Source organism: Rhizobium sp. 01T417 (genome assembly GCF_056398905.1).
In genome coordinates this window covers 41,483-53,955 of sequence record NZ_JBFTQH010000016.1, presented here as the reverse complement: position 1 = coordinate 53,955, position 12,473 = coordinate 41,483, and the positions used below count along the sequence as shown (strand labels likewise).

13 protein-coding genes are annotated in these 12,473 nt (G+C 61.4%); 10 read left to right on the top strand and 3 right to left on the bottom strand.

Annotated elements, in window-relative coordinates; translation table 11 throughout:
• Positions 1 to 7: 7 nt before the first annotated feature.
• Entirely contained in the window at positions 8 to 829 is an 822-nt protein-coding gene (locus AC1DPR_RS17090; RefSeq protein ID WP_025659832.1) for an AraC family transcriptional regulator, read from the bottom strand.
• Between the two features lie 179 nt (positions 830 to 1,008).
• Here AC1DPR_RS17090 and alr point away from each other — a divergent pair, with 179 nt between their 5' ends.
• Entirely contained in the window at positions 1,009 to 2,175 is a 1,167-nt protein-coding gene (gene alr / locus AC1DPR_RS17085) for an alanine racemase (RefSeq protein WP_018857386.1), read from the top strand.
• Positions 2,176 to 2,179: 4 nt separating this feature from the next.
• On the opposite strand, the gene AC1DPR_RS17080 is transcribed toward alr, so the two are convergent.
• A complete protein-coding gene (locus AC1DPR_RS17080) occupies positions 2,180 to 2,815 on the bottom strand; it encodes a LysE family translocator (RefSeq protein WP_113470709.1) in 636 nt (211 codons plus the stop codon).
• A gap of 150 nt (positions 2,816 to 2,965) precedes the next feature.
• Between AC1DPR_RS17080 and radA the strand changes: the two genes are divergently transcribed.
• The 4 genes from radA (at position 2,966) to AC1DPR_RS17060 (ending at position 7,576) form a co-directional block, all read left to right on the top strand.
• Positions 2,966 to 4,369: a DNA repair protein RadA gene (radA, locus tag AC1DPR_RS17075; protein ID WP_018857388.1), complete on the top strand. Its 1,404-nt coding sequence runs from the start codon at positions 2,966 to 2,968 to the stop codon at positions 4,367 to 4,369.
• 93 nt (positions 4,370 to 4,462) lie between these two features.
• Positions 4,463 to 5,092 (top strand): CvpA family protein, encoded by a 630-nt coding sequence (locus tag AC1DPR_RS17070; protein ID WP_018857389.1) that lies wholly within the window; start codon positions 4,463 to 4,465, stop codon positions 5,090 to 5,092.
• Between the two features lie 171 nt (positions 5,093 to 5,263).
• Complete coding sequence (purF, locus tag AC1DPR_RS17065) at positions 5,264 to 6,754, top strand: amidophosphoribosyltransferase (RefSeq protein ID WP_018857390.1); 1,491 nt, start codon at positions 5,264 to 5,266, stop codon at positions 6,752 to 6,754.
• Positions 6,755 to 6,832: 78 nt separating this feature from the next.
• Positions 6,833 to 7,576 carry an SDR family NAD(P)-dependent oxidoreductase gene (locus AC1DPR_RS17060; RefSeq protein ID WP_062369333.1) on the top strand — a complete coding sequence of 248 codons (744 nt, stop codon included), beginning with the start codon at positions 6,833 to 6,835 and terminating at the stop codon, positions 7,574 to 7,576.
• Between the two features lie 7 nt (positions 7,577 to 7,583).
• Here AC1DPR_RS17060 and AC1DPR_RS17055 read toward each other — a convergent pair whose 3' ends face one another.
• Positions 7,584 to 8,330 (bottom strand): glycoside hydrolase family 25 protein, encoded by a 747-nt coding sequence (locus tag AC1DPR_RS17055; protein ID WP_113470708.1) that lies wholly within the window; start codon positions 8,328 to 8,330, stop codon positions 7,584 to 7,586.
• 357 nt (positions 8,331 to 8,687) lie between these two features.
• Between AC1DPR_RS17055 and cysS the strand changes: the two genes are divergently transcribed.
• From cysS to pip, 5 genes are read left to right on the top strand one after another with little or no spacing between them, the layout of a single operon-like run.
• Positions 8,688 to 10,079, top strand: a complete 1,392-nt coding sequence (cysS, locus tag AC1DPR_RS17050; protein ID WP_113470707.1) for a cysteine--tRNA ligase — start codon at positions 8,688 to 8,690, stop codon at positions 10,077 to 10,079.
• Positions 10,076 to 10,552, top strand: coding sequence for a GFA family protein (locus AC1DPR_RS17045; RefSeq protein WP_113470706.1), 477 nt, complete (start codon positions 10,076 to 10,078; stop codon positions 10,550 to 10,552). The genes cysS and AC1DPR_RS17045 overlap by 4 nt, the downstream gene beginning before the upstream one ends.
• Positions 10,549 to 11,037, top strand: a complete 489-nt coding sequence (locus tag AC1DPR_RS17040; protein ID WP_113470705.1) for a GFA family protein — start codon at positions 10,549 to 10,551, stop codon at positions 11,035 to 11,037. The genes AC1DPR_RS17045 and AC1DPR_RS17040 overlap by 4 nt, the downstream gene beginning before the upstream one ends.
• On the top strand, positions 11,034 to 11,513 hold the full coding sequence (locus AC1DPR_RS17035) for a GFA family protein (protein WP_113470704.1): 480 nt from the start codon (positions 11,034 to 11,036) through the stop codon (positions 11,511 to 11,513). Before AC1DPR_RS17040 ends, AC1DPR_RS17035 begins: the two co-directional genes overlap by 4 nt.
• Positions 11,506 to 12,465 carry a prolyl aminopeptidase gene (gene pip, locus AC1DPR_RS17030; RefSeq protein ID WP_477816803.1) on the top strand — a complete coding sequence of 320 codons (960 nt, stop codon included), beginning with the start codon at positions 11,506 to 11,508 and terminating at the stop codon, positions 12,463 to 12,465. Before AC1DPR_RS17035 ends, pip begins: the two co-directional genes overlap by 8 nt.
• The last annotated feature ends 8 nt before the right edge of the window (positions 12,466 to 12,473 follow it).

Sequence of the window (12,473 nt, the reverse complement as noted above, 5' to 3'; positions counted from 1 at the left end):
AAAGTGATCAACCCACGCGATACTGCCCCGGCGTGACGCCCGTGCGTGCCTTGAAATGGCGGGTGAAGTGCGCCTGGTCGGCGAAACCGCACTGGATCGCCACATCGGCGGGCGCTTGCCCTGCCCGCAACAGCTTGCGCGCCTCGCGCACCCGCTTGTCGGTCAGGAAGGCATGCGGAGTGATGTGATATTCGCGCCGGAATGCCCGGATGAGATGCGCGCGGCTCAGACCCGCGACGTTAGCCAATTCGTCCAGCCCGACGTCGCTGTCGAAATTGTCGGTCAGATAGTCTCGCGCGCGGCCGACTGCGGTGCGCTCCTTGGTGTCCACCGGCACGACGATCGTGCTGCCGTAACGCTGGAAGATCGCGGCAAGCACGCGAAACATCGCCTCCTCGGATTCCAACGCTCCGGCGCCGCTCTCCAAGACGCGATGGGCGGCGTGGAAGGTGGCGGCCATCTCGGGATCGCTGAGAAGCTCCTTGGGGAAGGATGGGGTGGCGTTGAAGGCCTTGCCGGTCACGTCTTCGAGGATATCGACGAAGAGTTTGGTGTCCGGATAGATCATTCGGTAGCGATAGCCATCGCCACCCGGCACACCGTCATGCACGACGCCCGGGTCGATGAGATAGAGATCGCCTGCGCCGGTTTCCTCCCGGACGCCCTTCATCGTCGCGATCTGCGTGCCGCTTTCGATCGCGCCGATCGAGAAGGTGTCATGGGCATGCGGCGCATATTCATGCGTCACGAAGCTCGCGCTCAGGCACTCCATGTTACGGAAACGCCGGTCGCGCCAGAACCGTGCCCGCTCCATGCCTGCCAGCGGCATCGCGTCGGCCGCCTCTTTCTGCGATACGTTCTCCATCGAACCAAACTACTGCAGGCGCGCCCCTGCGTCTTGAACAAAAGTGATCGCAAGATGGATATCTCCTTGGCTTGCTTCCACTTTGCCTTATTGATCTCTAGACTGCGACCCGACTAGCACTCTCCCTATTTTTGTGAAGCACGATGACTGATTTTGTTGATAGTTTCGAAGATGAAGACCCATTCGACTCCGCTGGCCTGCGCCTGACCGTCGATCTGACGGCGCTGACGGAAAACTGGAAGGACATGGCGCGGCGCTCCGGCAAGGCGCGAGCCTCCGCGGTCGTGAAGGCGGATGCCTACGGCACCGGGATCGAAGACGCAGGCGAGGCGCTTTTCATGGCCGGCGCACGCGATTTCTTCGTGGCGACCGTCGATGAGGGCGTGACGCTTCGGCCTTATGCGCCCGACGCCCGCATTTTTGTCCTGTCCGGCGTCTGGCCTGGTACAGAGCGGCGGCTCTTCGAAAACGACCTCGTCCCGGTCATCTCATCGGAGGAGCAACTCGCCTTTTGGATGGCGGTTCTTGCCGACTACGGCGACTACCCCTGCGCGCTCAATGTCGATACGGGCTTCAACAGGCTGGGCCTTTCCATGGAAGAGGCAATGGCGCTCGCTGACGACGTTTCACGCCCGGCAAGTTTTGCGCCGGTGCTCGTCATGAGCCATCTCGCATGCAGTGACGACCATTCCTCAGAGATGAACAAGCAACAGCTTGAATCATTTCGGCAGGTTAGCGCGGCGTATGAAGGCATCGTTTCAAGTCTTGCGGCGTCGGGCGGCATCTTCCTCGGCAGCGACTATCACTTCGATCTCACGCGCCCCGGCATAGCACTCTATGGCGGCGAAGCGGTCAACGGCCTGGCGAACCCGATGCGACCGGTGGTGACCGCCGAGGCGCGGATCATTCAGGTGCGCACGGCCAAGGCAGGCGAGTTCGTCGGCTACGGCCGTGCCTTGCAACTGACCCGCGACAGCAGGCTCGCCGTCGTGTCGGCGGGCTATGCCGATGGCTACCTGCGTAGCCAGTCGAGCGGTGGCGTGCCACTGCGACAGGTCGTGCCCGAGGGAGGTTATGGCTTCCTGGCTGGCCGGAAGATTCCCATTGCCGGCCGAATCACCATGGACCTGACGATTTTCGACGTCACTGATCTTCCGGAAAACGCAGTGCGCGCAGGCGATTACGTGGAATTGTTCGGAAAGAACGTGCTGGTCGACGACGTCGCTAGGTCAGCGGGTACGATCGGCTACGAAATCCTGACCAGCATCGGCCTTCGGCACGAGCGGCGTTACCTGCACGAGGAAGACTAAGGACCTAGCGCGTCGTTAGCGCCAATCGCACGCCCAGTGCCACCAGCAGCGCGCCAAGGCCGCGATCGAGCCAGAGGCCGATACTCTTTCTGCGTTTGATGAGATCGGCGAGGCGCCCTCCCGCCAGGATGAGCGGCGGCTCGATGAAGGCTGCAACGACAATGATGAAGACGCCATGGACCGCCAGCTGCAGCCACGTCGGTCCGGCACCCTCCACCACGAACTGCGGGAGGAAGGCGAGGAAGAAGACCGCGACTTTCGGGTTCAGCAGCGAAACGAGGATGCCCTCCTTGTAGACGCGGCTCCAGGGCAGGACATCCTTTGCCGCATTGACCAGGCCTCCTCCGCCCTTCGAGCGCAATGCCTGAATGCCGAGCCAGACGAGGTAGATCGCGCCGACCCACTTCACCACCGAGAAGGCCAGCGCGGAGGCGGCGAGGATCGCCGAAAGACCAAATGCCGCCATCGCCACATGCAGGCCGGCGCCCGTCCAGATGCCGAACAGCGCGGCGAAGCCGGTCCTCGTGCCGCTTTTGACGGTGTGGCCGAGAATGAAAGCCATGTCCGGACCGGGCGACAGATTGAGCAGGACCGCCGCGGTCAAGAACGCGATCCAATGCGCAAGCGAGTAATCCAGCATCGTCGTGGCCTCCAAGACAGTGGAGAACAGGTGCCACCGCAGCCCCTGATAGGGAAATCATTAGTTTTGATCGGTGCCGGGAATGATTATTTGAGCCATCAAAGTGATTCGATGCGACGCGTTGCGGCCATCCAACCGAAAGCATGATTGATGGCGAAGGCCAGGACACATTTCATCTGCCAGAGCTGCGGCGCGGTCCACAACCGCTGGGCGGGCAAATGCGATAACTGCGGCGAGTGGAATACCATCGTCGAAGAAGACCCGATGGGCGGCATCGGCGGCGGCCCGGCGAAGACGCCGAAGAAGGGCCGGCCGGTCACCCTGACGACGCTGTCAGGCGAAATCGAGGAAGCTCCACGCATCCACACAGGCATTTCCGAACTCGATCGGGCTCTCGGCGGCGGCTTCGTGCGCGGCTCGGCCGTGCTGATAGGCGGCGATCCCGGCATCGGCAAATCGACGCTGCTGATGCAGGGAGCGGCAGCTCTATCGCGCCATGGCCACCGCGTCATCTACGTATCGGGTGAAGAGGCGGTCGCCCAGGTACGGCTGCGGGCGCAGCGCCTGCAGGCTGCCGACACCGATGTGCTGCTCGCCGCGGAAACCAATGTGGAGGACATTCTGGCGACGGTCGCCGAAGGCAAGCGGCCCGATCTCGTGATCATCGACTCGATCCAGACGCTTTGGAGCGAACTGGCCGAGTCCGCGCCCGGAACCGTAACGCAGGTACGCACCGGCGTTCAGTCGATGATCCGCTTCGCGAAACAGACCGGTGCAGCCATGGTTCTTGTCGGTCACGTCACCAAGGACGGACAGATCGCGGGGCCGCGTGTCGTTGAGCATATGGTCGATGCCGTGCTCTACTTCGAAGGCGATCGCGGTCACCACTATCGCATCCTGCGAACGGTCAAGAACCGCTTTGGGCCGACGGACGAGATCGGTGTCTTCGAGATGTCGGACAAGGGATTGCGCGAGGTTGCCAATCCATCCGAGCTATTCCTTGGCGAGCGCAACGAGAAATCACCGGGAGCGGCCGTCTTTGCCGGCATGGAGGGCACGCGCCCGATCCTGGTCGAAGTGCAGGCGCTCGTTGCCCCGACATCGCTCGGCACCCCGCGCCGCGCAGTGGTCGGCTGGGACTCGGCGCGCCTGTCGATGATCCTTGCCGTACTCGAGGCGCATTGCGGCGTTCGGCTCGGTCAGCACGACGTCTATCTGAACATTGCAGGCGGTTACCGCATCTCGGAACCGGCGGCCGATCTCGCCGTGGCCTCGGCCTTGGTTTCATCGCTCGCCGGTATTGCCCTGCCGGCCAATTGTGTCTATTTCGGCGAAGTCAGCCTGTCGGGCGCCGTCCGGCCGGTTTCACAGACGTCCCAGCGCCTCAAAGAAGCCGAGAAGCTGGGCTTTTCTGCCGCGCTGCTTCCCTCGGCGTCAGCCGACCTGCCAAAGGGTTCCGGCGGTCGCTGGAGCGAGATCGAGAGCCTTCCGGACCTGGTTGCACGCATTGCCGGTTCGAAAGGCGCACTGCGACGTGTGGAAGAAGAGGTTTGATCCTTTCATCGCCTACACCGGTGATGTTATAGGAAGCACGCAATGAGGCGCGACCAAGCCGTATATAAACGGCGGTCCTGGAGTTGAATTTATATGCCCATTACGATTTTCGACGGTATTGTCATCGGCGTCGTTCTTTTCTCCGCCGTACTTGCAATGGTCCGCGGCTTCTCCCGCGAAGTTCTTTCTATCGCAAGCTGGGGCGGCTCTGCAGCCGCCGCATACTATTTCTATCCCTACCTCGTCCCCTACGCGAAGAAGTACACCGACGACGACCGCATCGCGCTCGTCGGTTCGGCAGCTGTCGTGTTCCTGATCGCGCTGATCGTGATCTCCTTCATCACCATGAAGATCGCGGACTTCATCATCGACAGCCGGATCGGGGCGCTGGACCGCACTTTGGGCTTTCTCTTCGGCGCGGCTAGGGGCATACTTCTTCTCGTCGTGGCCGTCGCCTTCTGGAACTGGCTCGTGGACGTGGATCACCGCCCGGCCTGGGTGAACAACGCCAAGTCGAAGCCGTTCCTGGACTCGATGGTCGTCAAGTTGCAGTCCGTACTACCGGCGGAATTCGCGCAAATGGTGCGGGCGAGCGTGATGGACAAAATTCAGCCGCAGGGCGGCAATACTGACAGCGGCAACGCGCCGGCATCCGACCAGGCGGCGCCAGCCGAAGATGCAGCTCCTGTCCCTGCAACCGGCGCACAGCAGCCGTCTAATTGACGCAGTGTTCAACAGCTTGACCCGCCGCCTGGCAATTGCCATCTGAGCGGAACGTGAATAAAGGTCCGGCCGGGCATCCGCTCTGCCGGGCCTCAGCCGTTTAAAACGCATGATCACGGCGTCATGCTATGGAAAGCCGATCCATTCTTGTGAGAGCAAAGGCCCGCATCGATGAACCAGTCCCATTCCTTGACGCTTAATGACGAATTCGATGGAGACACCCTCCACGAAGAATGCGGCGTCTTCGGCATTCTTGGCCATGACGATGCGTCTACCCTGACCGCGCTCGGCCTGCATGCACTTCAGCATCGCGGGCAGGAAGCAGCCGGCATTGTCTCGTTCGATGGACTGCGCTTTTATTCCGAACGTCACATGGGTCTCGTCGGCGACCATTATACCAATCCGACCACGCTTGCTCGCCTGCCCGGAAACATCTCCATCGGCCACAACCGCTATTCAACGACCGGGGAAGTCGCCCTCCGCAACGTGCAGCCGCTCTTCGCCGAACTTGAAGTCGGCGGCATCGCTATCGCCCACAACGGCAACTTCACAAATGGCCTGACCCTTCGTCGCCAGTTGATCGCCGGTGGCGCCATCTGTCAGTCGACCTCCGATACGGAAGTGGTTCTCCACCTCATCGCCCGCTCGCGCTACACCTCCACGGCCGACCGCTTCATTGATGCTATTCGCCAGATGGAAGGCGGCTATTCGATGCTCGCCATGACACGCACGAAGCTCATCGCGGCACGCGACCCCACGGGTATCCGCCCGCTGGTTATGGGCGAACTCGACGGCAAGCCGATCTTCGCTTCCGAGACCTGTGCACTCGATATCATCGGCGCGAAATTCATCCGCGACGTCGAGAACGGCGAAGTCATCATCTGCGAGATCCAGCCTGATGGTTCAATCTCGATCGACGCGCGCAAGGCCGGCAACGGCCAGCCGGAACGCCTCTGCCTGTTCGAATATGTCTATTTCGCCCGCCCTGACTCTGTGGTCGGCGGTCGCAGCGTCTATGTCGCGCGCAAGAACATGGGCATCAATCTTGCAAAAGAAGCCCCGGTTGACGCCGACGTCGTCGTTCCGGTTCCGGATGGCGGCACGCCGGCTGCACTCGGCTATGCTCAGGAAAGCGGCATCCCCTTCGAATACGGTATCATCCGCAACCACTATGTCGGTCGCACCTTCATCGAACCGACGCAGCAGATCCGCGCCTTTGGCGTCAAACTGAAGCATTCCGCCAACCGGGCGATGATCGAAGGCAAGCGCGTCGTGCTCGTCGACGATTCGGTCGTGCGCGGCACGACGTCGCTGAAGATCGTGCAGATGATCCGCGATGCCGGTGCCAAGGAAGTGCACCTGCGCGTCGCAAGTCCGATGATCTATTATCCTGATTTCTACGGCATCGACACGCCTGATCGCGAGAAGCTTCTCGCCAACCAGTACGACAGCCTAGAGGCCATGTGCAAATATATCGGCGCGGACTCGCTGGAATTCCTGTCGATCAACGGCCTTTATCGCGCCGTCGGCGGCGAGGATCGCAATGACGCCCGTCCGCAGTTTACCGACCACTACTTCACCGGTGACTATCCGACCCGCCTCCTCGACAAGGAAGGCGAAACGATGGGCCGCAAGGTTTCCCTGCTCGCGACCAACGGCTGACAGCCATTGGCTTTGACATTTGATTAAGGGGCGCTTATTGCGCCCCTTAATTCTTCAGCGACGCAGGACCGGGGCACAATGACTATCAACCTTGAAGGCAAGATCGCGCTCGTTACCGGCGCATCCCGAGGTATCGGCTATTTCACGGCGCTGGAGCTGGCAAAGGCCGGAGCGCATGTGATTGCCTGCGCCCGCACGGTCGGCGGCCTCGAGGATCTCGATGATGCGATCAAGGCCGCTGGTGGCTCCGCCGCTACTCTCGTCCCGTTCGACCTCGCCGACATGAACGCCATCGATGCGCTCGGTGCCTCGATCTTCGAGCGCTGGGGCAAGCTCGACATTCTCGTCGCCAACGCAGGTGTGCTCGGCGTGATTTCGCCAATCGGACATGTCGAGGCAAAGACCTTCGAGAAGGTGATGAACATCAACGTCACCGCGACATGGCGGCTGATCCGCTCGGTCGATCCGCTGCTTTCGCGCTCCGACGCCGGCCGCGCCGTCATTCTCTCATCGGGTGCTGCGCACAAGTGTCGTCCGTTCTGGGGCCCCTACTCCGCTTCCAAGGCAGCCGTCGAAGCACTGGCGCGCACGTGGGCTGGCGAAACGCAGCGCACGCCGCTTCGGATCACCAGTGTCGATCCGGGTGCGACCCGCACTGCTATGCGTGCCCAGGCTGTCCCGGGAGAAGATCCCGAGACGTTGCCGCATCCCTCCGAGGTCGCCAAGGCGATCCTGCCGCTGGTCGGCCCTGATGTGACCGAAACCGGTAAGCTCTTCATCGTCCGCGAGAACAAGCTCGTCGACTACCGCCTACCGGAATAAGCACGCTTCACTTGGCGGCCAGAGCCGGGAACAGGTGAGCGAAACCTGTTTCCGATGGGCAGAGCGCGTTAAGGTCGACCGAACCCTTAATGCCATCCAGCTCGCCGTTGTCAGCGAATTGCCAGATCGACCAACCGCCGCAGTCCTCCCGTTTCGGCGCCTGGCCGATGCTGCGTAGCCAGAGATAGTGATCAGGAAAACGTGCCTCGTTGCCCTTCAGGTACTGATCGAAGAATTGCTGGTTCAGGTAGAAGATCGGTTTGCCGGGATAGGCACCGTTCAGCTCATCAAAGAACGCGCTGATCTCGGCGCTCAACTCCTCGAGCGTCGGCACCTTGCCGCAGTTTCCGGTAAATTCGAGGTCGATCGCGATCGGCATCGCATCCATTTCGACCGGGACGGTTCCCATGACATTGCGCGCCTGTTCGCGGCCGGGGCGGCAGAAGGTGAAGAAGTGATAGGCGCCACGCACGATGCCGGCGTCCCTCGCCGCCTTCCAGTTTTCGGCAAAACGCTTGTCGCGGTGGTCGCCCCCCTCGGTCGCCTTTATGATCGCGAAACGGACGTTCGGCTGGCGTGCCAGCGCTTGCCAATCTATGGCACCCTGATGGTGGCTGATGTCGACGCCCTGTATGGGATAGTCCGCAAGCGTCGGAGGTGTGAACGGTGCCATGGCGCGATCGTATGCCAGATACGATGCGACCGCGACAGCTAGAATCACCACCGCGAGGACTGTTCGATAGAGGGTTTTCATCACTCCAATGGTCTTTCGTTTTCCTTGACGCGTTGTAGCAGAATTTCGTGAGGTCGCGGCGGATGGCATCAGCCCGGCCCTGCGCTTGCGCTTCGGGCGTTCGGCGCTGCAATCGATTCACTGGATCGATTGCTCCGGTTAGGGGCCGGACCGCTTCTCACCCCCTTGACCAAACCGGGTTAGCGCGCCATAAAACCCGCCATGAAAACGGTTATCTGCATTATCTGCCGGAAGATTATTCGCTAGCGCGCTCGCTGGCCTGGCCGTTTTCGTCTCCTGAAAAGTCCAAGATGAGAAACGCCCCGGCCCGCCGGGTAGCAGCATTTTTTTCGGATCATTGCATTTGGGAGAGTAGACATGGCCGGCGCGCCAGACACAAAGAAGCCGGAACTGGAGCTTTACAACACGCTGACGCGCGAAAAGACGGCCTTTGCGCCGATCGATCCGCAGAACGTGCGCATGTATGTCTGCGGCCCTACCGTCTATGACTACGCCCATATCGGCAATGCGCGCCCGGCCATTGTCTTCGACATTCTGTTCCGCCTGCTCCGGCACGTCTATGGCGCCGAGCACGTCACCTATGCGCGCAATATCACTGATGTCGATGACAAGATCAATGCAAGGGCTCTGCGGGACCATCCCGGTTTGCCGCTGAACGAGGCGATCCGCCTGGTCACCGAAAAGACCGAGACGCAATATCTCGAAGATGCAAAGGCGCTCGGCTGCCTCGACCCGACGATCCAGCCCCGGGCGACAGAAAACATCGCCCAGATGATCGAGATCATCGAGAAGCTGATCGCCAAGGGCCATGCCTATCAGGCGGCCGGCGAAGTGCTGTTCGACACGAAATCGATGGTCGACTATGGCCAGCTTTCGAAGCGCAATCTCGATGAACAGCAGGCCGGAGCCCGCATCGCCGTCGATGCGCACAAAAAGAACCCCGGCGACTTCGTGCTCTGGAAACTCTCGAGCGAGAGCGAGCCAGGCTGGGAGAGCCCCTGGGGCCGTGGCCGCCCCGGCTGGCATATCGAATGCTCGGCCATGAGCGAGCGCTATCTCGGCGAGGTCTTCGACATCCACGGCGGCGGTCTCGACCTGATTTTCCCGCACCATGAGAACGAGATCGCACAGTCGCGTTGCGCCCATGGCACCAAGGTCATGGCGAATGTCTGGATGCACAACGGCTTCCTGCAAGTCGAAGGCCGCAAGATGTCGAAGTCCGAAGGCAACTTCGTCACCATCTATGAACTGCTGCATACTCAGAAGTTCGGCGGTCGGCAGTGGCCAGGCGACGTGCTGCGCCTTGCAATGCTGATGACTCATTATCGCGAGCCGATCGATTTTTCCGTCAAGCGGCTGGAAGAAGCCGAGCGCCTTCTCGCCAAATGGCCAGCAGCCGATGCCGCGGGCGCAGAGCCCGATGCCACGGTGGTCAGGGCCTTGGCCGTCGACCTCAACACGGTGGCGGCGATCCAGGCGCTGCATACGCTTGCCCAGTCCGGCGATCACGCAACTTTCGCCGCGAGTGCCGCGCTGCTCGGCGTCCTTCCTGAGATGGCCGAGATCGACGAGGCGGTTGCGATCGAAATCGACCGGCGCGTGAAGGTACGGCTCGAATTGCTGAAGGCGAAGAACTTCGCCGAGGCCGACAAGATCCGCGAGACGCTGCTTGCCGAAGGCATCCAGCTCAAGGACGGCAAGGATCCGGCTACTGGCGAGCGGGTAACGACATGGGAGGTGAAGAGATGAACACCTATACCGGCGGATGCCAGTGCGGAGCAATCCGCTTCCGGGTTCGCGGAACCTTGAAGGATTCATCCATCTGCCATTGTCGCATGTGCCAGAAGGCGTTTGGCGCCTACTACGCACCTCTGGTTTCCGTCCGTGGCGCAGAGTTCGAGTGGACGCGCGGCGAGCGCAAGCGCTTCCGCTCGTCGAACCTGGTCGAGCGCGGCTTCTGCGCCGATTGCGGTACGCCGCTGACATACGAGGCGCCGGATGGCATGGCGATCGCGGCTGGCGCCTTCGACGATCCCTCGGCGCTTCCGCCGGTCATTCAGTTCGGCACGGAGCGCAAGATCGGCTTCGTCGATCACCTGCATGAGTTGCCCGCGCGCGAGACCGAAGAGGACGTTGAGGCTGCGCCCTTCGTGCTCGACATCGTTTCCTACCAGCATCCGGATCACGACACGACCACCTGGCCCGTGGAGAGGAACCCGTGACAACAGCTGCGGCTCTGAGCGGAGGTTGCCAATGCGGCGCGGTTCGCTACCAGGTCGTGGGTGAACTCGGCTATCCGCACCTTTGCCACTGCCGTATGTGCCAGAAGGCGGCTGGAAACTACTTCATGCCGCTCGCCGCCGCCAAGCGAAGGGTTTTTGCGCTGACGCGTGGCGAACCGAAGTGGTTTCACTCGTCCGATATCGTCCGCCGCGGCTTTTGTGCCGACTGCGGGACGCCGCTTTTCTATGATGTTCCGGATGCGGATTTCGTCAACATCGTGCTCGGCTCCTTGGACGATCCCGATAGCGTCAAGCCGGTGATGCAATCGAACACCGGACGCAAGATGAGCTGGTTTCATGAGCTCGACGTACTGCCCATCGAGCCCGAAGCGGAAACGCCCGAGAGCGAAAACGCGATTGCCGCCAGCAATCACCAGCACGCCGACCACGACACAGCACATTGGCCAACCGGAGCGTCAGCATGAGCGAACCCATTCGTACCGGCGGCTGCCAATGCGGCGCGGTCAGATTCCGCACCAGCGGCAAGCTTGGCCGCCCCTCGATCTGCCATTGCCGCATGTGTCAGAAGCAGTTCGGCGGCCTCTTTTCCGCCCTTGTGACCGCGCCTGACGAGGGGATGGAGTGGACACGCGGCGAACCCAGCTATTTCCAGTCGTCGGTCAATATCGAGCGCGGCTTTTGCAAGAACTGCGGCACGCCGATGACCTACCGCCACCCGGGGGGCCTCGAACTGGCGATCGGCACGTTCGACGATCGCAGCGACCTGGCCCCGCAGATCCAAGTCAACTACGACGCCCGCATTCCCTGGGTCGACACTATCTTCGACCAACGCATTCACAAAGAACCCGATTTTTATGCACGGCAGGAGGCGATCATCTCCTTCCAGCATCCCGATTACGATACTGCAATCTGGCCAACCGAAGGCGTAGAACATGACTGAAGTGCTCCGTACCCTCTATCCCGAAATCGAACCCTATGCCTCAGGGCATCTCGACGTCGGCGATGGCCACAAGATCTATTGGGAACGTTCGGGCACAGCGGGTGCAAAGCCGGCAGTCTTCTTGCACGGCGGACCGGGCGGCGGCTTCTCTCCGAGCCACCGCCGCCTGTTCGATCCCGCACTCTACGATGTGCTGCTGTTCGACCAGCGCGGATGCGGCAAGTCCACGCCGTATGCCGATCTCAATGCCAACACCACCTGGCATCTCGTCGCCGATATCGAGCGACTGCGTGAAATGGCAGGCGTCGAGAAGTGGCAGGTGTTCGGCGGTTCGTGGGGCGCGACGCTGGCGCTCGCTTATGCCGAGACGTACCCGGAACGCGTTTCCGAACTGGTCGTGCGCGGTATCTATACGCTGACCAAAGCCGAGCTCGACTGGTACTATCAGTTCGGCGTGTCGGAAATGTTCCCCGACAAGTGGGAGCGCTTCATCGCGCCGATCCCGCCCGAAGAGCGCCACGAGATGATGCTGGCCTACAATCGCCGGCTCACCGGTGCGGACCGGTCCGTTGCCCTTGAGGCCGCTCAAGCCTGGAGCATCTGGGAAGGCGAGACAATCACGCTGCTGCCGGAAAAATCGACCAGCGGCAAGTTCGAGGATGCCGACTTCGCCTACGCCTTTTCCCGGATCGAAAACCACTTCTTCGTCAATGCCGGCTGGATGGACGAAGGCCAACTGCTGCGCGATGCCTATAAGCTGAAGGATATTCCAGGCGTCATCGTGCATGGCCGCTACGACATGCCCTGCCCGGCAAAATACGCCTGGCTGCTGCACAAGGCGTGGCCGCAGGCTGAGTTCCATCTGATCGAAGGCGCCGGACACGCTTATTCGGAGCCCGGCATCCTCGACCAGTTGATCCGGGCTACGGACAAGTTCGCCGGAAAGCAATAACGAGGCAC

Bases quoted from the DNA above. Each gene is read 5' to 3' on its own strand.
- AC1DPR_RS17080 (WP_113470709.1), bottom strand. From the start codon at position 2,815: ATGCTGGATTACTCGCTTGCGCATTGGATCGCGTTCTTGACCGCGGCG.
- radA (WP_018857388.1), top strand. From the start codon at position 2,966: ATGGCGAAGGCCAGGACACATTTCATCTGCCAGAGCTGCGGCGCGGTC.
- AC1DPR_RS17055 (WP_113470708.1), bottom strand. From the start codon at position 8,330: ATGAAAACCCTCTATCGAACAGTCCTCGCGGTGGTGATTCTAGCTGTC.
- alr (WP_018857386.1), top strand. From the start codon at position 1,009: ATGACTGATTTTGTTGATAGTTTCGAAGATGAAGACCCATTCGACTCC.
- purF (WP_018857390.1), top strand. From the start codon at position 5,264: ATGAACCAGTCCCATTCCTTGACGCTTAATGACGAATTCGATGGAGAC.
- AC1DPR_RS17070 (WP_018857389.1), top strand. From the start codon at position 4,463: ATGCCCATTACGATTTTCGACGGTATTGTCATCGGCGTCGTTCTTTTC.
- AC1DPR_RS17060 (WP_062369333.1), top strand. From the start codon at position 6,833: ATGACTATCAACCTTGAAGGCAAGATCGCGCTCGTTACCGGCGCATCC.
- AC1DPR_RS17090 (WP_025659832.1), bottom strand. From the start codon at position 829: ATGCCGCTGGCAGGCATGGAGCGGGCACGGTTCTGGCGCGACCGGCGT.
- AC1DPR_RS17045 (WP_113470706.1), top strand. From the start codon at position 10,076: ATGAACACCTATACCGGCGGATGCCAGTGCGGAGCAATCCGCTTCCGG.
- AC1DPR_RS17035 (WP_113470704.1), top strand. From the start codon at position 11,034: ATGAGCGAACCCATTCGTACCGGCGGCTGCCAATGCGGCGCGGTCAGA.
- pip (WP_477816803.1), top strand. From the start codon at position 11,506: ATGACTGAAGTGCTCCGTACCCTCTATCCCGAAATCGAACCCTATGCC.
- cysS (WP_113470707.1), top strand. From the start codon at position 8,688: ATGGCCGGCGCGCCAGACACAAAGAAGCCGGAACTGGAGCTTTACAAC.